This window comes from Bacillus sp. FSL L8-0167 (genome assembly GCF_038630295.1).
GTDB lineage: Bacteria > Bacillota > Bacilli > Bacillales > Bacillaceae > Bacillus > Bacillus safensis.
The window spans coordinates 2,010,084-2,035,120 of record NZ_CP152027.1; the positions used below are offsets into that span (position 1 = coordinate 2,010,084).

The window sequence follows — 25,037 nt, forward strand, 5'->3', positions numbered from 1 at the left end:
ACAAGTCTTGTTGACTGCATGATTTTGAGTTGATTTTATTTTACAAATTTTCTGTTTATTTAGCCACCTATGAATGACCGATGACTAACATGGCTGCTGAAGCAAGCGCTCAGCAAGGTTCGTGTCATAAAATCTGACCTCCAATATTCTATATTGGTACTACTATATAGAGTTTTTTCGCATATTTCAACAATATTCAAAATAATTTTTCTAAAAAAATTTTTCTGTCTATCATTTTTAGAAAAACAAGCTGCTTTTCATTGGCAGCTTGTTCATCTTTCTCATCATTCTGATGAATTCTTTCTACTTTCTGTCATTTGCTTCCATACAGAGCCTTTTGCTTCTTCTCCATGCTCAATGCGCTCAATCGCCATTTTCACTTGAAGACTGACTTCAAACTCAGGGTCTTGCTCTGCTTCTTTTAATGCTTCAAGTGCCGTTTCGTCCCCTTCTTCATAAAGAAACATAGCTGCACGCCAGCGGACGAGCTTACTCGGGTCCTTTAATGCTGCGATCATGGCTTCGATAGCACTCGGGTCACCAAGGTCAGAAATACAGTCACCAGCCGTTCTGCGGACCGTCACTGTTTTGTCTTCGAGCCCTTTATATAAAATAGGCAGAATGGCAGGATCTTCAATCATGCCAGCATTCACAACGGCTTGTCTGCGAATAGACGTTTTGGGATCCTCCATTGCTTTCATTAAAACAGGTATATCCTTTAGCTCTGGCTGCATTTGCTCTAAATGGGCAAAACGTTTTTTCCAATCTTCCTCTTGCAGCATGTCTTCTGTTACATCATATGCCTTTCGGTTCACCTGTCTATCTACAGCTTCCTGCCCTTCTTTCACTGCCTCTGTTAAGCGGGCTAAACGCTCATCATCATAGGCTGCTTGCAGCTCCTCTGTGACTTCCTGACCGATATCAGCAAATTCTCCAAAACGAACGCCGTGTTCCTTCCAGACACGTTCAAACACGACATTGTCTGAGCTGCTTCTAAGCTTTAAAATGGCTGCTTGAAAACGTTCAGGCATGCCAAACCGCTCTTCTCTTTCACCGTCTGACAGTTTGACCTGCATTGGAATCCCATTAAACATTTGGACAAACACTTTCACTTCCCCAAATGTGTCATCGCCTGACTGCGATCCTTCCTGAAGACCTTCTGTTTCTTGTCCAAAGGCTTCTCTAACCTGTTGTAAAATACCCTGCCAGTCAAACTTTGCATTTCGCTCAACCGCTAAGAAATCTGCAACATGATAAACCCCTTTTACACCTTCAATGCTTAAAATACGCTTGATCATTTCTGGCGCTTCGTCTTTTTGATCCTTTTTGTAGTTGTTGCTTTTACCGCCAGCAAGTGCTTCTGTCAAAATTACCTTCATGGTATTCGGACTTGGCGTTGGTTCTATAGCTGTTATTTTCATTGATATATCCTCCTTACACACATAAAGACCCTACTCATCTGTAAGGCCGCATTCTTCTTTCCACTTCTTGATAAATAAACTCATCAATTCATGCCGCTCATCAGCAAGCTGCTTTCCTGCATGAGTGTTCATCAAGTCTTTTAATTTGAGCAGTTTTTCTTCCATATGCTTTAGCACAGAGCCCTGCTGCATGTCCTCTGTATAATGGGGCTCACCTGTTGCGCCAGCATACGTAAACACTCTAGCGATACCGCTTGCTCCTATCGCATCCAGCCTATCGGCATCTTGAACAATGGCCCCCTCTAACGTCATTGGCCTAAACTGCTTATGCCGATGACGAAAAGACATCGTTGTAATGATGTCCATGATATAGCGGACATCCCGCGTGTCCAATTCCCACAAAAGGAGCTGGTTCTCAAGCTGCTTTTCAGTGACCTTCCATTCACTTGACAGCTTTTCATCAATGACATCATGTACAATCGCTGCCATCTCGATGATAAATAGAGAGCCGCCTTCCTGATTTGCAATACGGACGGCAAGCTGGCGCACACGAGCAACATGAGCCGCATCGTGTCCAGTCGGTTCATCCTTCAGCCTGTCTGAAACAAAGGAGGCAGCTGCCTCCAATTGTTTTCGCTGCATGACTGTCAGCATCTTATTTGTTGAGCAGAGCGATGATTGAGCTTTCTAATTCTTTTGGTGGTGTTTTCGGCGAGAATCGTTCAATAACTTCTCCGTCTTGGTCCACGATAAATTTTGTGAAATTCCATTTCACTGTTTTTGTCCCAAGCACACCTTTCGCTTGACTTGTTAAATGCTTGAACAGCGGGTGCGCCTCTTCGCCATTGACATCTACTTTCGCAAACATAGGGAAGGTCACTCCATAATTCAAAGAACAGAATTCTTGAATGGCTTCTTCTCCTTCTGGCTCTTGGTTCATAAATTGGTTACACGGAAATCCTAAAATTTCAAGGCCCTTTTCATGATATTGATCATATAACTCTTGTAATTGTTTAAATTGAGGAGTCAGCCCACATTTGCTTGCTGTATTTACAATAATGAGCACTTTTCCTTTATAATCTGCCATTGATTGTTCCTGACCGTTAATGGTCTTGACCTGAATATCATAAATTGACATCTCATAGCCTCCTAGGATTCACTTTTTCCTATCGTAACATGCTTCTTTTAGAAAATCGCTTTTTATGCTCCCGTTTAAAAGAGTCCTGTTACACTGCCGTCTTCTAATAAATCCATTTTAAGAGCCGCGGGTTTTTTAGGTAATCCAGGCATTGTTAAAATGCTTCCGGTTAAGGCTACAATAAACCCTGCTCCTACAGACGGCTTTAACTCTCGAATCGTAATGGTAAAGCCTTTAGGTCTGCCGATTAAAGCTGGATCATCCGAAAGAGAATATTGTGTTTTTGCCATACAAACCGGTAAATGAGCCCAGCCGTTTTCTTCAATGGCAGCCAGCTGCCTTCTTGCTTTAGTTGTGAGCGTGACCCCATCTGCCCCGTAAACCACTTTGGCCACTTTAGATAACTTTTCTTCGATGGAATCATTCTCTTCATACAAATAGGTAAAGTTGTTCTTTTTCTTTTCAATGAGTGCTGCTAGTTCCTCGGCAAGAGCTGTCCCGCCTTCGCCTCCTTCTTCCCATACATTCACGGCTTTGACTGGATGGCCATGTTTCTCGCACCAATCTTCTATCGCTTGAATCTCTTCTTTTGTATCCGTCATAAACCGGTTTACCGCGACGATATATGGAAGTCCAAAAGCTTGCACGGTTTCAATATGCTTTTCTAAATTATGTATACCTTCTATTACGGCGTGTGCATTCTCTTCTTTGAGTTCGGTTTTCTTCATTCCGCCATGCATCTTTAATGCTCTCACTGTCGCCACAATGACAACTGCACCAGGTTTGAAATCCCCAGCTCTTGTTTTAATGTGGAGGAATTTTTCTGCTCCAAGATCTGCTCCGAATCCTGCTTCTGTTACGACATAATCAGCTAATTTTGCTGCCATTTTGGTTGCAATTAAACTATTGCATCCATGTGCAATATTAGCAAAAGGACCGCCATGGACAAGGGCTGGGGTTCCTTCAATCGTTTGAACAAGGTTTGGTTTGAGTGCATCTTTTAAAAGTAACGTCAGAACACCTTCATATCCAAGTGCTCCCACTGTGACTGGCTCGCCTTCTTGATTATAGGCAACAACAATAGAAGAAAGACGTTTTTTTAAGTCGTTTAAGTCTTCTGCTAAACAGAGGATCGCCATCATTTCGGAAGCCACTGTAATATCAAATCCGTCTTCTCTAGGATACCCATTTAACTGACCGCCAAGTCCGACAACGACCTGTCTTAATGCACGATCGTTTAAATCAAGCACCCGCTTCCACACAATGCGCCGCGTGTCGATGCCGAGTTCATTTCCGTGATGGATATGGTTATCAATAAATGCAGATAAGGCGTTATGTGCAGATGTAATGGCATGAAAATCCCCTGTGAAATGAAGATTGATTTCTTCCATTGGCAGCACCTGTGAATATCCTCCGCCCGCTGCACCGCCTTTAATTCCCATTGTAGGACCTAATGATGGCTCACGCATCGCAATGATCGCTTTTTTGCCAATTTTTTCGAAGGCTTGACCAAGGCCGACTGTTACCGTGGATTTCCCCTCACCTGCTGGCGTAGGGTTAATCGAAGTGACAAGAATCACGTGTCCTTCTTTTTGTTTCTTTAAACGGTCAAAAATAGTCAAAGATATTTTCGCTTTTGTGAAACCATAGCATTCTAATTCTTCGTCATGTATTTGCAGCTTTGCTGCGATGTCTTGAATCGGTCTCAGCTTAGCCTTTTGGGCAATGTCAATATCAGATAAATGCTTTGTGATCATAACAAAATGGCCTCCTTTTTTTACAGAAACAGCATTCTTTTTTGCTCTATTTTTCATTGTAACATAATTGAAACATTGAAATATCGCCAGAAAGTTCCTATAATGAAGTGAAATTAGCTTTGGTTCAGGGGGTGGCGAGTTGCCTATTAACATACCAGTTCATCTGCCGGCAAAACAAATACTAGAGAGCGAAAATATTTTCGTCATGGATGAGACAAGGGCATTCAAGCAAGATATCCGTCCTTTGAATATCGTGATCTTAAATTTAATGCCAAAAAAAATACAAACTGAAACGCAGCTGCTGAGAATGCTCGGAAATTCTCCTTTACAAGTGTACTTCACGTTTTTGATTCCAAGTACACATACACCGAAGAATACGTCGAGAGAGCATCTAGATGAATTTTATACGACCTTTGAATCGATCCGCCATAAAAAATTTGATGGAATGATCATCACTGGCGCACCAATTGAGCACTTACCTTTTGAAGAAGTTTCTTATTGGAAAGAGCTGCAGGACATTTTGGACTGGAGTAAAACCAATGTAACGTCTACCCTTCATATTTGCTGGGGTGCACAGGCAGGTTTATATCACCATTACGGGATTGAAAAAATCAAGCTTCCCGAGAAAAAATTTGGTGTATTTGAGCATATTGTGAAAGAGAAAAAAGAAAGATTAGTCAGAGGTTTTGATGAAGTATACTATGTCCCACATTCTAGGCATACAGATATTAATACAGAACAATTAAAAAACACGCCGAATTTGAAAGTCTTGAGTATGTCTGAAGAAGCGGGTGTTTGTTTAATTGTTTCAGATGATGATAAACAAGTATTTTTAACTGGACATCCTGAATATGATACAGATACATTGATGCAGGAATATGAAAGAGATTTGTTGAAACATGATACAGTCCAAAAACCTGTCCACTATTTTATAGAAGATGGTGACACATTAATCCCAGTAAATCGCTGGAAAGCCCATGCAACCTTATTGTTTATGAATTGGCTAAATTATTATGTTTATCAAGAAACACCATACGTTTGGGAATAAAATAGACTGTGGTCTGATGATAAATCGTCAAAATGTGTTAAAATACAAATGGCTCTGTCTTCCATTATCAATTGAATCTGTTTGTTTTTTAAAATTAGTTTAATTCTTTCGTAACGAATGATATGCTCTAACTGTTTATATGTTATCTTTATGTATATGTAGACCTATGAGATTAATAGTTTTCGTACGAAGTTTTGTTGTTGTTGATTACATTTGAGGTGAATATTCTTGAATACCAATAAAAAAATATTAATCTTGACCGCAAATTATGGAAATGGACATATGCAGGTAGCAAAAACACTGTATGATGAATGCAAATCCCAAGGGTTTGAACATGTTGTAGTTTCTAATTTGTATCAAGAATCGAATCCCATTGTGTCAGAAGTGACTCAATATTTATACTTGAAGAGCTTTTCCATTGGGAAACAATTTTATCGCTTGTTTTATTACGGTGTAGATAAAATTTACAATAAACGCAAATTTAATATTTATTTAAAGATGGGAAATAAGCGTCTCGATGAATTAATTCAGTTACACAATCCGGACATCATCATTATTACATTCCCGATGATTGTTGTACCAGAATACCGAAACAAAACAGGTAAAGTGATTCCGACTTTTAATGTCATGACAGATTTTTGTCTCCATAAGATTTGGGTACATGAAAACATCGACCGATACTATGTTGCAACCGATTATGTGAAACAAAAATTAGTGGAAATCGGCACACATCCAAGCGATGTCAAGGTGACAGGTATTCCTATTAGACCACAGTTTGAAGCAGACGTGCCAAAATCGATGATCTATAAGAAATATGGATTATCATCAGATAAAAAAGTTCTTCTCATCATGGCCGGTGCTCACGGTGTACTAAAAAATGTGAAGGAATTATGTGAGGCGCTGCTTCTCGACAGTGAAGTACAAATTGTTGTTGTATGCGGAAAGAACGCCGCGCTGAAACAATCGCTTAGCGTTCTTGAACAAGCACACCCAGATCAATTGAAGGCGCTTGGATATGTGGAACAAATTGATGAATTGTTCAGAGTAACAGATTGTATGATTACAAAACCAGGCGGCATTACTTTAACAGAAGCAACTGCAATCGGTGTCCCGGTCATTCTTTATAAGCCTGTCCCTGGACAAGAAAAGGAAAATGCTCTTTTCTTTGAGGATTATGGTGCTGCCATTGTCATTAACCGACATGAAGACATTTTAGAATCTGTGACCAACTTGCTGCAGGACGAAGAAAAATTAGAAACAATGAAACAAAACATGAAAAAACTGCACTTAAAACAATCTTCTCAAACCATTTTGGAAGATATCGTTGAGCAGTCAGATCTCATCATGAATAACAAAACATATGCTCGCGCATTATCATAAAAAGGTGTCCGTCATTGACGGACACCTTTTTCCTCACCCTTGATTTCCATTTGTTGTGTATACTTCTTCAAACGGCTGAACGACAACAAAGCCGCTTCCGGTAAACTTCATTTGAATGGACTCTCCGCTTCCCCTGCCAATAAACGTTTTAAAGGAAACATCTGTCACAAATTCAGTTTTTAAATCCCCTGACCACGCAACAGTCGCATTCGGATCTGTATAAACAGAATCACCCGGCTGAACAATGAGTGTCAGCGGCTCATAATGACTTGTGATTGCAACTAAGCCCGCCCCTTCTAATTTGACATTAAATAATCCACCTGCAAGCATACCAGATACTTTTTTCATCAATTTGATATCCCAGCGGACAGATGGTTCAAACGCAAGCAGGTCGTTTCCATTCACAAAAATGGATTCTCCTTGAGCCAAACGAAGAATCGAGATTTTTTTACCTTGATCTGCCACGTATAATTTCCCATCACCTGTCGCCTTCATTAGTGAGGTGCCTTCTCCTGAAAGCATTTTTTTGAACATCTTGGAGACGCCGTGCTCAAAAACACCTTCACGTTCAAATTTGATTTTCCCTCGATAGGAAACCATGGAACCCGTTTTTGCCCAAATCGTGTCAGTCAAATTAATTTCTAAAAGTCTTGGTGTTTCAAGTTCGAAGACCCCTTCTCCTTTATCTTCTTGCTGCGTATTCTGAACAAATTCTTCAAGTGTATAACGATTCATGATTGCACCTCTTTCTGTATTTTTTTTATATACGGACAAGCTGCACGTGAGGTTCCGAAAACGTTTTATATTTCATTGTTATTCACCAAAAAAACAAAAAAATCAAACATTCTGCTCAAAATTTGGCTCGCCTGCTTGACGCTTTACTTTTGATGGTGTATAGTGGAACCATCATTTAACAACTGCAAAGTCGTTAGGTGATGAAAATTTTTTTTAGTATGCCAAAAGGTGTGCTACAGTACTAGGAGGAAAAAGCAATATGCAAAACGGTAAAGTAAAATGGTTCAATAATGAAAAAGGTTTCGGCTTCATTGAAGTTGAAGGCGGAGACGATGTATTCGTTCACTTCACAGCTATCGAAGGTGACGGCTACAAGTCTTTAGAAGAAGGACAAGAAGTTTCTTTTGAAATCGTTGAAGGTAATCGTGGACCTCAAGCTGCAAACGTAACAAAAATCTAATCAACTAAATCAATGATGAAACGACAAAATAAAGAGAGGCATATGCCTCTCTTATTTGATTTTCAGCTGAATTTCAATTGCTAAAATATTTTGCTTCAGTCGTTGTTCAATTTCAGAAATATCTTTTTCGAGAAAAGGTCTTCCCTTCTTTGCTACATCTACTAGCTGCTCTAGATCGCTGTATACCTCTTGAAATGTTCGATGTAATACCGTTTCGAAATCCTTATTATCCATGCCGGCCTTCCCCTTTTCCTCTATTATCCGTCACTTAGTCAAAAAGTAACTCAACCAAAACTTTCTATAGTTATATCGGCTCATTTTTCAGAATATGTTCTCTTTTTACACATTCTATCCGTTTTTTTTCATGAGCGGATGTTTGAGCAGGGAAAACCGGGGCGGCAGCCGCTTACTTTTTAAGCAGCGTCTGTCCGTATTCTTTTATTTTCTCTCCTACTGTGCATTGCTGAATACAAAAGGAGTGGGCGTATTTTTTTCCATATTCTTTTCGAAAGTGCTTCTTAATCAAACAATCTGAACAATACGTGTCTTGGAGATCCGTCAATTCTTGTACTGCTGTTTTTTTATCCACATTATTCAGCTCCGTCTGCTTCTAATTTCAATTTACTTTCAATTGGAACGTCTGCAAGCATCTGCCTTGCAAGCTGATCCGCTTCTGCATTTTGTTTACGATCGATGACTTCATATGTTGGCGTAAGCCTCAGCTCCTTTAAAGCCGCTTCAATCCGGTCGAGCCATTTGTTATGTATATCATCATAACAAGGCCATTCTCCTTTTAACTGATTCATGACAACAAGTGAATCGCCTCTAATCGTGACAGAATTTCTGCTTGCTCCAAGGTCTTTTAAAGCTTTGACAGCCTCAAATAAAGCTGCATACTCTGCTTCATTATTGGTGATTCCTTGGAAGGGCTGATTTTTTCTCAAACGATAAGCATCTTCTCCGAGCTTATAGTAAACGACAACCCCAAGACCAGAGTCGCCTGTTTCTTTGTGAAAACTTGCATCAAAATAGACCTGAAGCTGATCAGGTTCAAGCTTTAGTTCTTCATTTAGCTTTTCAAGTTCTTTAATAGACCACATCGCCCCTTTTTCATCTTCAAATGATAGGAGTGACTGTGGTTCTTTTTTATCGATATGTTTTGCTAAAATCAAGGCCTCTTTTAGCTCCATCCAATCTTCTTGGAAAAAAGCAATGGACCCAATCGATTTCACTTTCATTGTATAGTGTGCTCTTAATTTCATTGATCACATCGCCTTCCCGTACTTTTAAGGTAAACGTTCGTTATGCTATAATCAAAAAGTTACATTTCACAATGAGAAAGGAAGTTCATGTCACTTGTTTAATGAAGGTATTTGGATCTTATTTGCGATCATTAATTTTATCATTGTTCTTCTATTTTATAAAGGATTTGGCAAGATGGGCCTTTTCGTCTGGATTGGCTTTGCGACGGTTGCTGCAAATTTACAAGTGGTCAAAACCGTTGAATTGTTTGGCTTAACGGCAACACTTGGAAACATTTTATACGGCAGTGTATTCTTTGCAACGGACGTATTGAATGAAAAATATGGACAAAATGAGGCGAGAAAAGCTGTCTGGATTGGTTTTGCCACTCTTTTAACACTAACCGTTGTCATGCAGGAGGCTTTACTTTTCCATCCCGCTCCATCCGACATTTCTCAAACATCCCTGGAAACCATTTTTGGCTTTATGCCAAGGGTCGCACTTGGCAGTCTTGCTGCTTATATCATCAGTCAAATGTTAGATGTTTATGTATATTCGTTTATTCGCCGGATATTTCCTTCCGATGGTGCGCTCTGGGTGCGCAACGCTGGAAGTACGATGATCAGCCAGCTGCTTGATACACTGATCTTCACAACAATTGCCTTTCTTGGCACCTATCCATTTCATGTATGGATCGAGATCTTCATCACGACTTATGTGATTAAATTTATCGTCGCCGCGATTGCGACACCATACGCGTATGCAGCGAAAAAAATGGTTCCGCTTGATGAAAGGGTGAAATAAATTGCCAGCTGAAATATACATTGATGGTGCTAGCGCAGGTAATCCGGGTCCTTCTGGCATCGGCATTTTCATTAAATATGATGGAAAGGCAGAATCTTTCTCGATTCCTCTTGGATCAATGAGCAATCACGAAGCAGAATTTTCCGCTCTCATTGAAGGGATGAAAATCTGCGTAGAAAAAGGACTGCGATCCGTTTCGTTTCGAACAGATTCACAGGTAGTTGACCGTGCAGCCAATGCAGGATTTGCTAAAAATCCAGCCTTTCAGCATTTTATAAAAGAGATGATCGAGCTTCAAAGCCAGTTTGATTTATTTTTCATTAAGTGGATTCCAAGCAAGGAAAATCATGTAGCTGATCAGCTCGCTAGAAAAGCGATTCACCTTTCTAAAGGATGAATCGCTTTTTTTCGGTTATGCTAATGTATGAGGTGATACTGATTGGATAAAGAAAATAAAGGTCGTGTCACAAATGGGACAACGCCTCAAGGTGATGCGCAAACAAAAGATAAGCAGCCACTATCTCAGCTCGAAAATAGAGCGAAGAAAAGCAATACAAAAAGATGAATTTAGGGATCAGCTTAGCTGATCTCTATTTTACTTAAACGATTCACCATCGGTTCAATTCCTTTGATTTGATGGTATCGCAGCATGGCAGCAGCCCGTTCTTGATTGATGTTCACCTTCGTCTCATCAATTGGACAGCTCAGCGGGACATCACATTTGATCTCTGCCAATAAACGAGAAAGCTTCAAATCTTCTAATCCTGCTTGCATTTTCTTTTGCTGGGCAGCCGTTAGTTCATGAACATTTTCTAATAATCCGTCAATGGTTTGATATGTTTGAATAAATTTTAATGCTGTTTTTTCTCCGATTCCTTTGACGCCTGGGTAATTATCACTTGAATCCCCCATAAGTGCTTTCATATCGATCAGCGCCTTTGGAGAGATGCCCATTTCCTCTTCAAATAAAGCTTTAGTATAATGTTTATAGTTCCCGATTCCTTTTTGCATTAGAGCAACCGTCACTTGTTCATTCAATATTTGCAGCAAATCTCTGTCCCCAGTTAGGACAGTCACACGTGCTTCATTCTGATAGACTGCCGCCAGCGTGCCGATACAATCATCTGCCTCAAAGCCCTTTATACCAACGTTTACAATTCCTAGTTCTTCTGTCGCTTCCTTTGCTAAATCGAATTGCGGAATAAGCTCGACAGGTGCCTCTCCTCGATTTGCTTTATAATCTTGAAACAATTCATTTCGGTATGTTTGGCTTCCCATATCCCAGCAGCAAACAATATGGGTTGGCTCAAATGTTTGAACAGCGGTTAATAAATGCTTCAAATAGCCATTTACTCCATTCGTCGGGACACCGTGATCATTTATCATAAAATTTCGATGGACAGCCGTTGCATAAAACGATCTGAATAGAAGCGCCATGCCATCAACAAGCAATACGTGTTTATTCATTCTTATAAACTCCCTTTTTCAAAACAATACTCCTATTCTATCATAGAACATAGAATTCGACATAAAAAAGGCGCCTTCTTCTTTTGGAAAAGAAGTGGCACCTGGAGATTACTTTTGACCGTATTGCATTTTTTTCGATTCTGCTTCTGCGTAGGACGGCATCTCTTTTTGTTTAGGGTGACGCTCATCCTGCTTTTTTGCATGCTGTTTTTTTTCCATCATCATTCCCCTTTCTCGGTTCACTTGTTAAGATGACCAAAAAAGAGAAAGTTACTCTTTACTTCTGTTTTCGTTCGACATACTCCCTGACCATATCAATCGTGACATGCTTACGCAGCGGAACAATTCCGCCTCGTGCAAGCTCATTCATCTTCGAAGTAATTTCATTGATCTCGTCAGTTGTAAATGGCTCGTTTTGCTCACACTTCAAAACAGCAGTCTCTATTGCCTGCTCTCTTTTCTGCTCAAGCGCAAGAAACGACTTGATATGAGCATTCTGTTTTTGTGAATGTGCGGAAATTTCTTCGTGTACGCTCGTCATTTTTTATCAACTGCTTTCTTTTTATATAGTCTATCATGAATCAAATGGTTTTCAACTGGTTCTTCCATTCATTTGTTTGCTTGTATACTTGTTCTATCATCGCCTGCTCTTTCGCATCTGTCGTTAAGCTCATGATAAATGTTTGTTTTTGTTCACTCAGCTGCTTGAGCGCTTCTGTTTCATATCTTTTAGTAAAGGTCTTCACCATCATATCGTATCTGCTCTGTAGTTCTTCTTTTTCTTTATCTGCCCATTTCGTCGTTAACTGGAAAAGAACATCTCGAATCGCTTCTATAAACGCTGCCTTCCCGTTCTGTTCAAAGAAAGATTTCGCTGATTTTTGCTTCTTTAAGAGCGGCTCAAACGGCGTCAGGTCCGCTTCCACTTCAATTTGTTTCAGCTCGGCATTTTTCTCATCTGGCGGCGACAGCCGGAGAGAAAAGTAAGGATCTTCTGCACACGCAGCCTGTAATCCTTTCTCCCACTCCTCTTTGAAATATTGAGTGATAAACGATTCCATTCGAATATCAAGCGCTTTTATCTCCTGTACAAATTCAAATTCATAATCCTTTAGCGCCTGTTCAAGCGCTTTTTTCAACTCCTGTCTGAAGTCCCCTTGAGATATTCCAGGATAAAAGGCTGTCTTTAACAGATCATTAGCATAAAGTGACAAGCGCTGAACAATGTGGTAAAGCTGTTCGTGCAAGTCCTTTTTCACACTTTCTGTTACTAACTTAGATCGTTTAATATAGCTCATTTGATCAACGATCGCTTCATAGGATGTGTTTATCTTTTTCTTTTCTGCTTGCTTTTCATCTTCCGACTGATGCAGCGTCTCATGCAGCTTGTCAACTGTTCTACATAATGTACTAGCTTCAAAATACAGAAGCTCAATCGCATCTTTCGTTAATTCTTCCTCAATAAAATAGTCGAGCTGTGTTCTAAGCTGTGCATACTGGTTATAAGGCGACTGTCCCTTTCCTTCGATCTCTTCCTTACTCGATACGTGATGAAGGTTTGGATGCCGGATGCCTTCTTTTGTGAGCTCATTTTTCACATAGTCAAAGACGGTTTCAAGCTCTGCTTGATCCTTTGCGAGGTCAGCTGCATTGATAATAAAAAACATTTTATCCATGCTAAATGAATCTTTTACAAGCCCGAGTTTACGTAAAAATGACCGGTCTGCTTTTGAGAAAGAATGCTGGTAGTAAGTTAAATAAAGAAGGGCATCAGCATCCTTCATATATTGAAAGGCAATCTCTGTGTGACGTTTATTCATACTGCTGGCGCCTGGTGTATCAACAATCGTCAGTCCTTTATCTGTTAAAGGTGTACTTAAATAGACCGTCACTTCCTTCACCACACAAGAAACAGCCTCTTCCGCCACATATGGCTTTAATTCTTGCAGGGTGACATTGAGCGGCGTTTGTTTTTGAATCGAATCACGGAACTTTTCATGAGCGTTTAAAAAATGGTCAACAATGATGCGGTGATCCTGTTCAAGCTCTCTTTTTTTCAGCGTTCGCTCGAGTTTCGCTTGAAACGTATCTCCCTTTTCTTCTGTTATAGAATAACCGAGAATTTGATCGAGCTCCTCTAATATTTCCTGCTCGGTTTTGAACACCACTTTCACACTTTCATGCGGATGGTCTTCTGTCGGCCGCGTCAGCTTATTGATCGTGGCCGTCGTTGGTGTAGGAGATGATGGCAGCACCTTTCTCCCAACAAGGGCATTGGCAAACGAAGATTTCCCCGAACTAAAAGCACCGAATAAGGCGAGTGTAAATTCCTTCGCTTGCAGCCGCTTTGTTCGTTTTTCAAAAGACTTTCTTTGAGACTCAAGCGCGTTTAATGGCATTAACATTTGAGAAAGCTGCTCAAACTGGCCAATCGACTGCGCTGTCGTGATGTGCTGTGATTGACGCATTTGATCAAGCTCTGTCTGCTGATTTTCTTTCTCGATTTCTTCCGTATGAGTTGACGTTTGATGCTGCTTTAGCTCGTCATGCTGTACACAATGTTTTTTCGCATAAAACCAATCTTCTTCAACCTGCTCATTTGTTCCGTTTTGCCATATATCCCATATATGTTCAATATCTCTTCTGATGTGATCATTTTTTTCCATGTATTGCTCCAGCGCTTGGAGCTCCTGAGCTGCCTGGGTCCATTTTTCTTGGTGCTTTCCCTCTTCATTCATGAGCTGGGTTTTCAGCATCTCGGTCATTTGTTCAATCAATGGTATTGCTTTCTGTTTCGTCTGTCTTTTCAGTGCTTCACCCGCATCTTTTGCATATTGCAAAACGTATTCATTTGAAAATGTCGCACCGTGATGGATCACGTTTTCAAGCAGTGATTCTTCTACAGGTGTTTCAAATGCCATCACTTGATTTAATAGCTCTTCACCAAGCTGATGTTTCTTGACTTCTTTTTTGAGCAGCTCAGCAATATGCCAGTCTACTTCTGCTTTCATTCTTGCTTTGACATCTGCTAAGAACTCGTTCGCCCGCTTTTCTTTTTCCTGCTCGGTTTTATTTTTAGCGAACAGCAGACCTACCTTAAAGCCAGGTGCTTTCGATTCAATATAATCACTTGCGAGCTCCCTCATTTTAAATGGGGTTAGATTTGCATTTTTTAAAATGTTCTCGACTTCAGAAGACACTTCATCTTCTAACTGTTTTGCTCCATTTTCAATGAAGCTGCTTCTCGCTTCAAGTTCCTTCACTTCTTTTCTTTTTTCTTGAAGCTGTAAATCCAGATCCTCTTCCTGCAGCTCTTCTTTTAATGAGTCAATATGTTCTTTTAAAACATGCTCTATTTTCTGCTCGGTATAGGCGCGAAGCGATGCTTTCGGCAATGTTTGTAATTCTTGCAGTTTCTCGATTAAACGAATCATTTCGTTTCTTGGATGCGATTCATCGGTTACAGATGTAAAGTATAGATGTTCTTCTTCAATGCCTTCTTTTTGAAGCATATCAACTACTTGATTTTTGTAGTCTTCAAATGCTGTCTCATGCTCATCATGTCGATCGACTTGATTGACGATGAAATAAAGATTTGGCACTTTCTCTTTAATGGAGCGAATGAAACGAATGTTTTCCTCAGAATGAACATGGTTGTAATGAACGACATAAAAAAGAGCATCTGCTTGATGAAGAATAGACGCAGCAGATAAAAAGTGAGCATGATCCGTTGAATCAATTCCGGGTGTATCAATCACTGCTACCTTTTCTTCCAGTCCTCTATAGTCCCCGCTAATTTCCACCATTTCAATCTGTTCTCCATCCTTACAAAAACGCTGAACTGCTTCTTTATCATAAGAACCGCTCATTTTTGCAAAGCGGCCATCTGAGGTGTGAAGCTTTACTTCACTCTTCCCCTTCCTCACGACGACCAAGTTGGCACTTGTTGGAATTGGACTCGTTGGCAGGATGTGATCATGAAGCAGATGATTCACAAGAGATGACTTTCCAGCTGAATAGTGGCCGGTAAATGCGATATACACTTCTTCTTCTGCTTCCTTTTTGATAATTGATGCAAGTTTGGCTGCGCGTTCATGATCATCCCTTTTAAGAAGGCTTTGATATAAAGCACCTGTAGTTTGAACGAGCGAATCTCGAATAGACAAGTCTTCCATGACGATAAACCCCTTTGTTTTTAGAAAAGTCAGTTATGTATGTGATACCATTTTACACAAAATGAAGAGATTTTTCTTCTGATCTGAGGAAATAAAAAAAATCTGCTTCCCGATCAGTCGCAATTGACTGCGATCAGGAAGCAGATTTTTTAGAGACACCTTTTAATACGAAGCCAATTAATAGGCTGTATACACAGACCGTACCGAGTAAGAAAACCATTGTCATGTGATCACCGTCCATCCTTCGTGATTGAGAATGCTTATCATTAATGAAAGTGTATCACAATTGATAATGATTTTCAATATTAATTTAACAAATACTGATTGAGCGCTTTCTCTTCTGTTTGAATTCTCACACCCATCATCCATGCATTTAAACATGTGAACAAAATGGCGGTAAAATAAGCATTAAACAAAAGCGGGATCAGCAAAAGCTCAATCGCCACCACGACATAGTTAGGATGCTTTAACCAGCGATAAGGTCCTTTTTTCACCATCATCGCATTTGGTACAACTAAAATCTTTGTATTCCAATACGTCCCAAGAGAACATAATGCCCAGTATCGAATCACCTGTGCGGCCAGCAGGAAAACGAGAAGCACAAGAAAATAGCGCGACGGCGGCCTGTTTAACCCCCATACCTCAACCATAAGTGAGACAAAAAAGCCCGCATGCATAGCGACCATATAAGGATAATGACTTGCACCAAATTCAATGGCACCGATCGTTTTTACTTTCTTTTCATTTCTTTTAGCCACAAGCATTTCAATAAGCCGCTGACAAACGAAGAAACCAATGACGAGCCAAATGATCATGATTAGACCTCCTCCCATTTCATGAGCAGCAGCTCTGAGGAAAAGCCCGGACCAAGCGCTCCGCAAAGACCCATATCTCCCGCTTCAGCGGATTGATGTTCAAGATAATGTTTGATCACATACAAAACTGTGGCAGAGGACATATTCCCGTGTTGTTTAAGTACCTCTTTTGATGAAAAAAGTTGATCCTCTTGTAAGGATAGACTTTCAATATAGGCGTCAATCACTTTTTTTCCTCCAGGATGGGCAAGAAAAACTGATAGATCTTCTGCCGAATACCCTTGCTGCTCTAAAAATTGATCAACCTGCTCTTTTAACCAGCCGGAAATAATGGAAGGAATGTCACGGGAGAAAATAACCCGAAATCCGTCACTTGTAAATTCCCAGCCCATTACATCCTCAGACTCTTTCATTGTGACGGATTGTGTACCAATCACTTTAGGGACTGTTTTTAGATGGGTATATTCTGATACACCTTTTTGTCCAGTTAAGAGTAATGCTGCTGTCCCGTCTCCGAACAAAGATGTCCCGATTAAATTGCTTTTTGATTGATCTTGCGGCTGGAAAGTTAAACTGCACAGTTCACAGGCGACAACCAGCACCTTTGCTTCTGGAAATGCCCTTATGTATTCGTAAGCACGGGACAACCCTGCCGCTCCGCCCCCGCACCCTAATCCCCAGATCGGCACTCGTTTCGTATAAGGCGAAAAAGGAAGAACATTCATCAGTTTTGCATCAAGACTTGGTGTCGAAAGTCCGGTGCTTGAAATAAAAAACAATGCATCGATCTCTTCAAACGGAATCGGTTTTTTCAGGAACGCCTTCTCATGAAGACAGTGTATGACCGCTTCTTTTGCATGAGCCAATGCTTTTTCCAAATAGAGATTGTTTTTCTCCTCAAAAGAGTGGTGCGTCTGATACCATTCAATTGGCTGCACAAACTGTCTGCTCTCGATTTCTCCGTTTTGAAAAGCTCTCAGCAGCCGGTCGATATCTTTAAACGATCGTTTAAATTGGGATCTAGCAAAATCAGCCGCCTTTTTCTGATCCACATGATGTTTTGGCAGACTCGTTCCAACAGAAAGAATGTACGCCATCGGCTTCACCTCTTTTTTCGATTAATATCCCCTATCGAAAAAAGGATATACATGCCAAAACGTCACAATTCAGTCAAAATATTTTCCTCCGGCTAACTTTTTGTCTTGACGACAATTGATAAATATTGGATAATATAGGTGAAAACATGATGTAGTTTTCCTCCTTCACAGGTTCGTTCTAAGCCAAGCGAACCTGCTTTTTTTATGCAAAAAAACACCTCTAAAAGAGAAGTGTTCAGAACGTAGACACCCCCCCTTTACTTATACAACACTTTCATACGGAATCTCCCTTTCGCTTCGAATTAATGGTCAAATCTGCTGCTATCTTAGCGTATAAATATTAACGTTTCGATCATTATTCAGAATGATTTTATTTAAACATGAATGGATCACCTTTTTTTGCTGATCAACACAAAGTAACAACCATAAATTTCTAATTCATTTGAATTTTCTATATAAAAAGGATTTTTTCCACTATATATTTAATCAATATGAGTACCAGGAAAAACAGTGAAAAAAGAAAGAATCTACAACATGGTTCGGCTCAAAATTTAATTGACTGGAGTGATTGTAATGAAAAAGGTTTCCAAAAAAAAGACACCCTACAACACGATACTTCTCTCAAAGGTAATTGGTTTAGTGCTTCTTACACTGTTTCTCTTTTTTATCTGGGATATGTCTAAACCCCATTTGCAGGCGACCAATGGGCAAGCAAAAAATGCTGCCAGCAGTGACTTCCGTGACACAAGCATCAGTCTGAAAGCAAAAGATCAGTCTACAAGAACATTGGATACACATTTTAAGACCAATCCAAACCAACAGGCAACGAATAAAACAGTCTTTTTAACATTTGATGATGGTCCTTCTGCTACATCAAATCAGCTGTTAAATGTATTAAAAGCACATCACGTGAAGGCGACGTTCTTCATGCTTGGACCGCAAATCCAAGCACACCAATCAGCTGTGAAAAGACTTTATCAAGAAGGACATCAATTAGGTCTTCATGGCATGACGCATGATATAAACCTCTTTTATCAGAACAGCGAGTCTCCAGCAAATGAAATGATAGAAGCTCAGCGTATTCTTGCCTCTGTTACAGGCGTCTACAGCCGTCTTGTAAGAACCCCCTTTGGCAGTGTTCCAAATTTAACATATCATCAAAAAGTACGTTTAAACCAAAATGGCTTTATTTACTGGGACTGGACGATTGATAGTCTTGACTGGAGATATAAAAACTCACAATATGTTCCAGAGGTATTGAATCAATTGCAAATGTTTGAGAAAAATAAACCATGGGAACCAAAAGTTATATTAATGCATGATCAACCCTCTACCACAAACTATTTAGATAGCCTGATTATACAGCTAAAAGCAAGGGGCTATACATTTGCAGTCATTAACGAAACAATGCCGCCGGTACAACATTAATAGTGCTAATCACAAAAAGCCCGTATCCAAAAGATGCGGGCTTTCAGCTTGTAGACAAACCCTCACACGCTCCTTCCTAGGATCCTAGGACTTCAAAGGTTTTTTATCAAGCTAAAAAGAAGACAAAGAGCTAAAATAAAAGGTCATTTTAGCTCTTTGTCCATAATCTGAACCGCCTCTCCAAGAGAGGGGTTTACATAACAGATTGCTTAGGTTCTTCTACCAGGTCATGCCCGGCTTCTTTTTTAAAAGGAATCATGTGATAAATAATATGAAGCAAAATAGCGGTAAAGCTTCCGGCCACAATGCCGTTACTTGTTAATAATTTAATCGAATCTGGCAGATGCTCAAACATTTGCGGTACGACAGTAACTCCTAAGCCGATTCCCACGGAGCAAGCGACGATCAGCAAGTTCTCCTGCTTTGCAAAGTCCACGCGCGAGAGCATTTTAATACCGTATGCAATGACCATGCCAAACATGGCAACCATTGCACCGCCAAGGACTGACTTTGGAATAATCGTCGTAAAGGCAGCGATCTTAGGAAAAAGACCAAATAACATGAGCAATGCCCCTGTGACGACAATGACTTGGTTTTTCTTGACTCCTGTTAACTGGATCAATCCAACGTTTTGCGAGTAGGCTGTGTATGGAAAAGCATTAAAGATTCCGCCTAATAACACAGCAATCCCCTCTGCCCGATAGCCTTTAGCCAAATCCTTCTCTTTTAATGGCCGGTTTGTTAAATCACCTAGTGCGAAATAAACGCCTGTTGATTCAACTAATGACACAATCGCAACTAACGTCATGGTCATGATCGGTGCAAATTCAAAGGTCGGCATGCCAAAATAAAATGGCTCAATCATGCGGAAAACCTGAGCGTTTGCCACCTCAGCTGTTTCCACTTTCCCCATAAACGCAGCAACTGCTGTCCCAAGAAGAATACCGATTAAAATGGCGATCGCCTTCATAAATCCTTTCGTGAATCGATAAAGCAGTACAATGATAAACAGTACAAGGAAAGCGAGTCCTAGATTTTCAAAAGAACCATAGTCTGCACTTCCTTCTCCTCCTGCCATATTGTTCATTGCTACAGGAATGAGGGTGATACCAATAATGGTGACGACAGAACCTGTGACAACGGGCGGGAAAAATTTCACAAGCTTTCCAAAGAAAAATGAAAGAAGAATGATAATACATCCTGAAGCGATAATACTTCCATAGATAGACGAAATCCCATACTTAGAGCCAATCGCAATCATAGGCGAAACCGCAGTAAATGTACAGCCTAATACAACAGGCAGACCGATCCCAAAGAAGCGGTTTTTCCATACTTGAAGCAATGTAGCAGCCCCGCACATGAAAATATCCGCCGAGATTAAGTAAGTCAGCTGTGCAGGCGTGAGCCCGAGCGCATCTCCAACAATGAGCGGTACAAGAACAGCACCGGCATACATCGCCAGCACATGCTGAATACCCAGTGAGAGCGTTTTGACTTTTTTAGCGGTACTCATGATTGTACCTCCCGTACAAACGTGACTTTCCCTTCCTCAAGTGATTCAATACGTGCGAGGGACTCAACGCGGTAGCCCATTTGCACAAGCGCATTTCTTCCAGGCTGGAATGATTTTTCGATGACAATGCCAAATCCGGCTACTTTTGCCTTCGCCTGCTTTGCAATTGCAGCAAGTCCTTTCGCAGCTTCACCATTCGCTAAAAAGTCATCGATGATTAACACACAATCATTTTCACTAAGATGCGTATTTGAGACAGCAATCGTGCTTTCTACTTTTTTCGTAAAAGAGTACACACTGGCTGTTAACAGGTTATCCGTTAATGTGAGTGATTGACGTTTTCTTGCAAACACAACAGGTACTTGAAGAGCAAGCCCAGCCATCACAGCAGGTGCGATGCCAGAAGATTCGATTGTGATGATTTTTGTAATGCCATCGTGCTTAAATAATCTAGCAAACTCTTGCCCGATCTCATGCATTAACACAGGATCAATTTGGTGATTTAAAAAAGCATCTACTTTTAACACTTGATTTGACAGAACGATTCCTTCGTTCTCAATTTTTTGACGTAACAATTCCATCATTCTTCCCCCTAGCATAATTGGCAAACATTCAATTTTTGGCATAAAAAAAGCATTGCTGTCCATGAGGAGCAAGCAATGCGAAAACGATCAACGGATCTTCAGCTCAAACAAGAGCTGTTTCATTTTGCTCACTCATAGTCGGACCTTATCGGTGTCCGGTAGAAACTTGCGTGCCATCATCACGCGATTATATGAGTGTTATAGTGTTCAAATTATAACAAGATTTCAGACGCTTGGAAAGCACTTTTCTAGAAAAATACCGAACTTAAATAATAGATCAGAACAAAATGTTCGTTTTTAGAATATTCAAGCATCAAAAAAGCACCCCTCTCATGAAAGGGTGCCCTTCTTTTATGATAAATACAGTTTTGTATATTTATCTGTTAAGTAGTCGATTAAATATTGAACATTTAATTCTTCGCCTGTTGCATCTTGAATGATTTCAGATGGCTTTTTCCGTTTTCCATGCTGGTGAACATGTTCCGTCAGCCATTCTTTTATCGGTGCAAAAGACCCATTTTGAATAAGCTCATCAAAATTTGGTAAATCTTTGATCATTTGCTGCTTTAATTGCGCTGCATACATATAACCAAGAGCATATGAAGGGAAATAGCCAAAGCTTCCATCAGACCAGTGAACATCCTGCAAGATACCGAGTGCATCATTAGGAGGCGTAATGCCAAGATACGCTTGATATTTTTCATTCCAAAGTGCAGGCAGATCTTCAACTGCTACTTCTTCATTGAAAATCGCTTTCTCAATTTCATAGCGGATGATAATGTGAAGCGGATACGTCAGTTCATCGGCTTCAATTCGAATGTAAGTCGGCTTCGATTCATTCACTGCATGCACAAAGTCTTCTAAAGAAACATCTTTAAATTGCTCAGGAGAAGCTTCTTGCAGCTTTTGATAATACGTTTTCCAGAAATCTTCGTGTCTGCCGATAAAGTTCTCAAAGAAAAGAGACTGTGATTCATGGATTCCCATCGAAGTCCCATCACATAAAAGTGTTCCGCTCAGTGCTTCATCAATGTTTTGCTCATAGATCGCATGACCACATTCATGAATCGTTCCAAAGATCGCCATTCGAAAATCATGCTCATCATAACGGGTCGTAACACGTACATCGCCTCTGCTTAACGTTACAGCAAATGGATGAACTGTTGTATCCAGGCGGCCTGCGTCAAAGTCATATCCTAATTCTTTTAAGAAAAAGAGACTCAATTCCTTTTGTTTATCGATTGGGAAGCTTTTCGATAAAAATGAAGTATCCGGCTTATTAGGTGAGGCTTCGATTTTTTTCACAAGAGGAACAATAGCGTCACGAAGTGCACCAAACTTTTGATCAAGCTGTTCAACCGTCATATCTGGCTCATAGTTATTGAGCAGCACATCATAAGGCGTTTTTTTCACGCCCCAATATTGGATGAAACGCTTGTTAAAGTCAATAAGCTGTTTTAAGTATGGTGCAAAGAGTGAAAAGTCTGATTTCTCCCTTGCTTCTACCCAAACATGCTCCGCTTTTGATTGTAAAATCGAGTATTCTTTAAATTCTTCTTTCGGAATTTTACTGTTTTCATCATACTCTTTTTGTGATAATTCGAGCGCCTTCTGTGTATCTTTTGACAGCTCATCTCGGTGTTTGTTTAATGCGTGAAGAAGATCTCTCATTTCGTCAGAAGTCTTCATATTAAAAATATCACTTGATAATTGACCGATCGTTTCAGCTCTAAAATCCGCACTTTTTTTAGGTGCTTGTGTTCTAGAGTCCCAGTAAAGTAAATGGAGCGCCTCTGTATAATGGGCGATTTTCCCTAGTAATTGATAAAACGCTTTCTCAGTTGCTTCAAGACTCATGCGTTTGTTCCCCCAATCAATAAAATATGTATGTACGTTTCAAGGCTACTTCAATGAATGTTCTTTTGTCAATGAAAAAGGAGGATACACCGTGGTATCCTCCTCATTTGCAAGTTTTCAGCTATTTAAGATGTGATGATGGGCTTCACTGGCAGGACGGATTCAATTTTACTTTGAAGCTTAGTATCTTCTTTACGATCAAAGTAAATATGAATGCTTCCTGCGTCTTGGCTTGTCCGGATCAGTCTTCCGATACCTTGGCGTAAGCGAAGCAGCATATACGGAAGGTCAACTTCAGCATGTGCATCCTTTGCTTCATTCCGTTTCGCTTCAAATACCGGATCATGCGGCGGATAAGGAAGTCCCCAGATGATCACATTCGTTAATGATTGACCTGGAATATCAAGCCCTTCCCACAGATGAACAGAGCATAACACGGATGTTTCATCTGCTTGGAACTTTTGAACAATCGTGCTGATTTCCTCGTCTCCCTCAAAATATACGTCAAACGGCAGTGATTCATTTGATGCTTCAAGCTGTTTTCTAAAGAAATGAAGTTCATCAAATGAAGGGAAGAGAATCAGAGATCGTCCTCCATTTTCTTTCAGCTGAGTCATCACTTGCTGTGCTTTTGCCTCTTGCTCAGCGAGCTGCTGAATTCCATGGAAATAAATCTTCATTTGTTCATCGTAATCATACGGCGAAGCGACACTCATTGATAAGTAATCTTTAATCCCAAGACTTTCAGCTAAATAATCAAAGGATTGATTCTCAGACAATGTAGCGGAAGAGAAAATATATGGTCTTTTTTGCGAGAATACTTTTTCGCCAAGCACCTCTGCAACCGTCTTTGGCATCACAACAAATGTTGTATCTAATTCCTGTTTTTCCAGCCAGCTAATGGCATTTTTTTGATAAAGCGATAAAGAATACGCCATTTGTTCAATGTATTCTTCCACAACAGATAATTCGTATTGATCGATTGTATACATCTCAGATTCAAACACGAGCGCTTCTCCGATTTTTTCAAGCAAGTCACACAATTCACTTGCAGAACGCTTCACCTCATCGACACGCCCAATTTCAAGCCGGTGCGAGCCTTTGACTTCTTTGGCATGTGTTTTTAAGAGATAAAAGAACTCATCGTTTGTTGCAAGTGCATCTTCAACAAGCTCTGCAAATTCTTCGCGTATGTCGTTTTGCAAAAGACGTTCCAAAAATGTTTCGAGCGTTGATTGCTTCACTCGGTACGTTAACGCTTTTTGTGCGGCAAACTCGAGAAGATGTCCCTCATCAAATACGACGGAGCTATGCTCAGGAAGCAGCGGAAGCTGGCCCTCACGTTTCCGGGATTCCTTCGTCCACACATGCTCCATGTAAAAATCATGTGAACAGATGATGAGATCTGTCGCTTTCCGGTAATGATCTCTTGATAAATTCAAACCACAGCGATGACGCATATCGCACGTCAGACAGTCCTGAAACGAGTCATAGCCAATTCGTGACCATTCATCATTTGATAACTCCGGATACTCTTTTCGATCGCCATACGGATAAAAGGTTTGCATGCCATGTGATTCATGAACAAATGAAGGCAGTGATTCATAAATATCGAGCCACTTTTCATCATCTTCACGCTGCATCGTTTTCTCCAGCTTCTTTAAGCATAAATATTGATCATGCGATTTACTTAATCTCGCATCTATTTGAATATCAAGGTGATTGGCAATTTTATAGATATCACCTTCTTGTTTAACGAGCTGTTCAATTAACGTTTCGTCTGCACATGCAATAATCGCAGGCTTCCCTGTATACCTTGCATATGTGACGGCAAATAATAGATAGACGATAGTTTTGCCTGTGCCTACCCCAGCTTCGGCAAACATCACACTTTTTTCTTTAAAGGCTCTTTCTAGTTGAAAAGCCATAAATATTTGTTCATCTCGAAGATCAAAGCCCTTTTCTGGCAAAATGTCATAAAACACATCACCAATCCAGTTGCCCAGTTCTTCGTAAAAATTGTGTTCTTTTGATAATGAAAAAGGCAAACGAGATGCTGTCACCTGCTTCAACCCCCAACTTTTGAATCATTCAGACATTCAATAGTACCATTTAC

Annotated in this window: 25 protein-coding genes and 1 riboswitch; of the genes, 7 read left to right on the plus strand and 18 right to left on the minus strand. The window is 40.3% G+C overall.

The window, feature by feature from the left end; all coding sequences use genetic code 11:
- Positions 1 to 284 precede the first annotated feature (284 nt).
- The 4 genes from MHB66_RS10225 to MHB66_RS10240 form a co-directional block, all read right to left on the minus strand.
- Positions 285 to 1,421, minus strand: a complete 1,137-nt coding sequence (locus MHB66_RS10225; protein WP_046311536.1) for a conserved virulence factor C family protein — start codon at positions 1,419 to 1,421, stop codon at positions 285 to 287.
- Positions 1,422 to 1,451: 30 nt separating this feature from the next.
- Complete coding sequence (locus MHB66_RS10230) at positions 1,452 to 2,063, minus strand: HD domain-containing protein (RefSeq protein ID WP_227001666.1); 612 nt, start codon at positions 2,061 to 2,063, stop codon at positions 1,452 to 1,454.
- 13 nt (positions 2,064 to 2,076) lie between these two features.
- The gene (locus tag MHB66_RS10235; protein ID WP_024428135.1) at positions 2,077 to 2,559 is read right to left on the minus strand and encodes a glutathione peroxidase; all 483 of its coding nucleotides are present in this window, start codon (positions 2,557 to 2,559) and stop codon (positions 2,077 to 2,079) included.
- Positions 2,560 to 2,633: 74 nt separating this feature from the next.
- Positions 2,634 to 4,316, minus strand: a complete 1,683-nt coding sequence (locus tag MHB66_RS10240; protein WP_046311538.1) for a formate--tetrahydrofolate ligase — start codon at positions 4,314 to 4,316, stop codon at positions 2,634 to 2,636.
- Positions 4,317 to 4,455: 139 nt separating this feature from the next.
- On the opposite strand from MHB66_RS10240, the gene metA reads away from it, so the two are divergent.
- Together metA and MHB66_RS10250 are read left to right on the plus strand one after the other, a co-directional pair.
- The gene (gene metA, locus MHB66_RS10245) at positions 4,456 to 5,364 is read left to right on the plus strand and encodes a homoserine O-succinyltransferase (RefSeq protein WP_024428133.1); all 909 of its coding nucleotides are present in this window, start codon (positions 4,456 to 4,458) and stop codon (positions 5,362 to 5,364) included.
- A 228-nt stretch (positions 5,365 to 5,592) separates the two neighbouring features.
- Complete coding sequence (locus tag MHB66_RS10250) at positions 5,593 to 6,744, plus strand: diglucosyl diacylglycerol synthase (RefSeq protein ID WP_024422744.1); 1,152 nt, start codon at positions 5,593 to 5,595, stop codon at positions 6,742 to 6,744.
- Positions 6,745 to 6,777: 33 nt separating this feature from the next.
- On the opposite strand, the gene MHB66_RS10255 is transcribed toward MHB66_RS10250, so the two are convergent.
- Positions 6,778 to 7,479, minus strand: a complete 702-nt coding sequence (locus MHB66_RS10255; RefSeq protein ID WP_024428131.1) for an AIM24 family protein — start codon at positions 7,477 to 7,479, stop codon at positions 6,778 to 6,780.
- Between the two features lie 259 nt (positions 7,480 to 7,738).
- Between MHB66_RS10255 and cspD the strand changes: the two genes are divergently transcribed.
- Positions 7,739 to 7,939 carry a cold-shock protein CspD gene (gene cspD / locus MHB66_RS10260; protein ID WP_003215784.1) on the plus strand — a complete coding sequence of 67 codons (201 nt, stop codon included), beginning with the start codon at positions 7,739 to 7,741 and terminating at the stop codon, positions 7,937 to 7,939.
- A 51-nt stretch (positions 7,940 to 7,990) separates the two neighbouring features.
- Here cspD and MHB66_RS10265 read toward each other — a convergent pair whose 3' ends face one another.
- The 3 genes from MHB66_RS10265 to MHB66_RS10275 all read right to left on the minus strand — a co-directional run bounded on the left by MHB66_RS10265 (position 7,991) and on the right by MHB66_RS10275 (position 9,201).
- Entirely contained in the window at positions 7,991 to 8,173 is a 183-nt protein-coding gene (locus MHB66_RS10265; RefSeq protein ID WP_008346368.1) for a hypothetical protein, read from the minus strand.
- Positions 8,174 to 8,345: 172 nt separating this feature from the next.
- Positions 8,346 to 8,528, minus strand: coding sequence for a zinc-finger domain-containing protein (locus MHB66_RS10270; protein ID WP_024422748.1), 183 nt, complete (start codon positions 8,526 to 8,528; stop codon positions 8,346 to 8,348).
- Between the two features lies 1 nt (position 8,529).
- Entirely contained in the window at positions 8,530 to 9,201 is a 672-nt protein-coding gene (locus tag MHB66_RS10275) for a ribonuclease H family protein (RefSeq protein ID WP_024428130.1), read from the minus strand.
- Positions 9,202 to 9,295: 94 nt separating this feature from the next.
- Here MHB66_RS10275 and MHB66_RS10280 point away from each other — a divergent pair, with 94 nt between their 5' ends.
- From MHB66_RS10280 to MHB66_RS10290, 3 genes are read left to right on the plus strand one after another with little or no spacing between them, the layout of a single operon-like run.
- Entirely contained in the window at positions 9,296 to 9,985 is a 690-nt protein-coding gene (locus MHB66_RS10280; protein ID WP_024422750.1) for a queuosine precursor transporter, read from the plus strand.
- 1 nt (position 9,986) lies between these two features.
- Complete coding sequence (locus MHB66_RS10285) at positions 9,987 to 10,382, plus strand: reverse transcriptase-like protein (RefSeq protein ID WP_024428129.1); 396 nt, start codon at positions 9,987 to 9,989, stop codon at positions 10,380 to 10,382.
- A 42-nt stretch (positions 10,383 to 10,424) separates the two neighbouring features.
- The gene (locus MHB66_RS10290) at positions 10,425 to 10,550 is read left to right on the plus strand and encodes a hypothetical protein (RefSeq protein WP_003215584.1); all 126 of its coding nucleotides are present in this window, start codon (positions 10,425 to 10,427) and stop codon (positions 10,548 to 10,550) included.
- 14 nt (positions 10,551 to 10,564) lie between these two features.
- Here the strand turns inward: MHB66_RS10290 and MHB66_RS10295 are convergent, their stop codons facing one another.
- From MHB66_RS10295 to MHB66_RS10320, 6 genes are all read right to left on the minus strand, one after another.
- Positions 10,565 to 11,452, minus strand: coding sequence for a 5'-3' exonuclease (locus tag MHB66_RS10295; RefSeq protein ID WP_024428128.1), 888 nt, complete (start codon positions 11,450 to 11,452; stop codon positions 10,565 to 10,567).
- A gap of 277 nt (positions 11,453 to 11,729) precedes the next feature.
- Positions 11,730 to 11,993, minus strand: a complete 264-nt coding sequence (locus MHB66_RS10300) for a YpbS family protein (protein WP_024422753.1) — start codon at positions 11,991 to 11,993, stop codon at positions 11,730 to 11,732.
- A gap of 40 nt (positions 11,994 to 12,033) precedes the next feature.
- Positions 12,034 to 15,627: a dynamin family protein gene (locus MHB66_RS10305; RefSeq protein WP_046311544.1), complete on the minus strand. Its 3,594-nt coding sequence runs from the start codon at positions 15,625 to 15,627 to the stop codon at positions 12,034 to 12,036.
- A 133-nt stretch (positions 15,628 to 15,760) separates the two neighbouring features.
- A complete protein-coding gene (gene fbpC, locus MHB66_RS10310; protein WP_306299200.1) occupies positions 15,761 to 15,868 on the minus strand; it encodes a Fur-regulated basic protein FbpC in 108 nt (35 codons plus the stop codon).
- Between the two features lie 64 nt (positions 15,869 to 15,932).
- Positions 15,933 to 16,442 carry an isoprenylcysteine carboxylmethyltransferase family protein gene (locus MHB66_RS10315; RefSeq protein WP_046311546.1) on the minus strand — a complete coding sequence of 170 codons (510 nt, stop codon included), beginning with the start codon at positions 16,440 to 16,442 and terminating at the stop codon, positions 15,933 to 15,935.
- A 2-nt stretch (positions 16,443 to 16,444) separates the two neighbouring features.
- Positions 16,445 to 17,539: a 3-oxoacyl-[acyl-carrier-protein] synthase III C-terminal domain-containing protein gene (locus MHB66_RS10320; RefSeq protein ID WP_046311549.1), complete on the minus strand. Its 1,095-nt coding sequence runs from the start codon at positions 17,537 to 17,539 to the stop codon at positions 16,445 to 16,447.
- 573 nt (positions 17,540 to 18,112) lie between these two features.
- Between MHB66_RS10320 and MHB66_RS10325 the strand changes: the two genes are divergently transcribed.
- Complete coding sequence (locus MHB66_RS10325) at positions 18,113 to 18,967, plus strand: polysaccharide deacetylase family protein (protein ID WP_046311551.1); 855 nt, start codon at positions 18,113 to 18,115, stop codon at positions 18,965 to 18,967.
- 193 nt (positions 18,968 to 19,160) lie between these two features.
- Here the strand turns inward: MHB66_RS10325 and pbuX are convergent, their stop codons facing one another.
- The 4 genes from pbuX to MHB66_RS10345 form a co-directional block, all read right to left on the minus strand.
- Positions 19,161 to 20,480 carry a xanthine permease PbuX gene (gene pbuX, locus MHB66_RS10330; protein ID WP_046311553.1) on the minus strand — a complete coding sequence of 440 codons (1,320 nt, stop codon included), beginning with the start codon at positions 20,478 to 20,480 and terminating at the stop codon, positions 19,161 to 19,163.
- Positions 20,477 to 21,061, minus strand: a complete 585-nt coding sequence (gene xpt, locus MHB66_RS10335) for a xanthine phosphoribosyltransferase (protein ID WP_024422759.1) — start codon at positions 21,059 to 21,061, stop codon at positions 20,477 to 20,479. Before xpt ends, pbuX begins: the two co-directional genes overlap by 4 nt.
- A gap of 118 nt (positions 21,062 to 21,179) precedes the next feature.
- Positions 21,180 to 21,279: riboswitch (purine riboswitch) on the minus strand.
- A gap of 136 nt (positions 21,280 to 21,415) precedes the next feature.
- A complete protein-coding gene (locus tag MHB66_RS10340; protein WP_024428121.1) occupies positions 21,416 to 22,921 on the minus strand; it encodes a carboxypeptidase M32 in 1,506 nt (501 codons plus the stop codon).
- 125 nt (positions 22,922 to 23,046) lie between these two features.
- On the minus strand, positions 23,047 to 24,984 hold the full coding sequence (locus MHB66_RS10345) for an ATP-dependent DNA helicase (RefSeq protein WP_046311556.1): 1,938 nt from the start codon (positions 24,982 to 24,984) through the stop codon (positions 23,047 to 23,049).
- Positions 24,985 to 25,037: the final 53 nt, after the last annotated feature.

Bases quoted from the DNA above. Each gene is read 5' to 3' on its own strand.
- MHB66_RS10225 (WP_046311536.1), bottom strand. From the start codon at position 1,421: ATGAAAATAACAGCTATAGAACCAACGCCAAGTCCGAATACCATGAAG.
- MHB66_RS10230 (WP_227001666.1), bottom strand. From the start codon at position 2,063: ATGCAGCGAAAACAATTGGAGGCAGCTGCCTCCTTTGTTTCAGACAGG.
- MHB66_RS10235 (WP_024428135.1), bottom strand. From the start codon at position 2,559: ATGTCAATTTATGATATTCAGGTCAAGACCATTAACGGTCAGGAACAA.
- MHB66_RS10240 (WP_046311538.1), bottom strand. From the start codon at position 4,316: ATGATCACAAAGCATTTATCTGATATTGACATTGCCCAAAAGGCTAAG.
- MHB66_RS10255 (WP_024428131.1), bottom strand. From the start codon at position 7,479: ATGAATCGTTATACACTTGAAGAATTTGTTCAGAATACGCAGCAAGAA.
- cspD (WP_003215784.1), top strand. From the start codon at position 7,739: ATGCAAAACGGTAAAGTAAAATGGTTCAATAATGAAAAAGGTTTCGGC.
- MHB66_RS10265 (WP_008346368.1), bottom strand. From the start codon at position 8,173: ATGGATAATAAGGATTTCGAAACGGTATTACATCGAACATTTCAAGAG.
- MHB66_RS10275 (WP_024428130.1), bottom strand. From the start codon at position 9,201: ATGAAATTAAGAGCACACTATACAATGAAAGTGAAATCGATTGGGTCC.
- MHB66_RS10295 (WP_024428128.1), bottom strand. From the start codon at position 11,452: ATGAATAAACACGTATTGCTTGTTGATGGCATGGCGCTTCTATTCAGA.
- MHB66_RS10300 (WP_024422753.1), bottom strand. From the start codon at position 11,993: ATGACGAGCGTACACGAAGAAATTTCCGCACATTCACAAAAACAGAAT.
- MHB66_RS10305 (WP_046311544.1), bottom strand. From the start codon at position 15,627: ATGGAAGACTTGTCTATTCGAGATTCGCTCGTTCAAACTACAGGTGCT.
- fbpC (WP_306299200.1), bottom strand. From the start codon at position 15,868: ATGGACGGTGATCACATGACAATGGTTTTCTTACTCGGTACGGTCTGT.
- MHB66_RS10315 (WP_046311546.1), bottom strand. From the start codon at position 16,442: ATGATCATTTGGCTCGTCATTGGTTTCTTCGTTTGTCAGCGGCTTATT.
- MHB66_RS10320 (WP_046311549.1), bottom strand. From the start codon at position 17,539: ATGGCGTACATTCTTTCTGTTGGAACGAGTCTGCCAAAACATCATGTG.
- MHB66_RS10325 (WP_046311551.1), top strand. From the start codon at position 18,113: ATGAAAAAGGTTTCCAAAAAAAAGACACCCTACAACACGATACTTCTC.
- pbuX (WP_046311553.1), bottom strand. From the start codon at position 20,480: ATGAGTACCGCTAAAAAAGTCAAAACGCTCTCACTGGGTATTCAGCAT.
- xpt (WP_024422759.1), bottom strand. From the start codon at position 21,061: ATGGAATTGTTACGTCAAAAAATTGAGAACGAAGGAATCGTTCTGTCA.
- MHB66_RS10340 (WP_024428121.1), bottom strand. From the start codon at position 22,921: ATGAGTCTTGAAGCAACTGAGAAAGCGTTTTATCAATTACTAGGGAAA.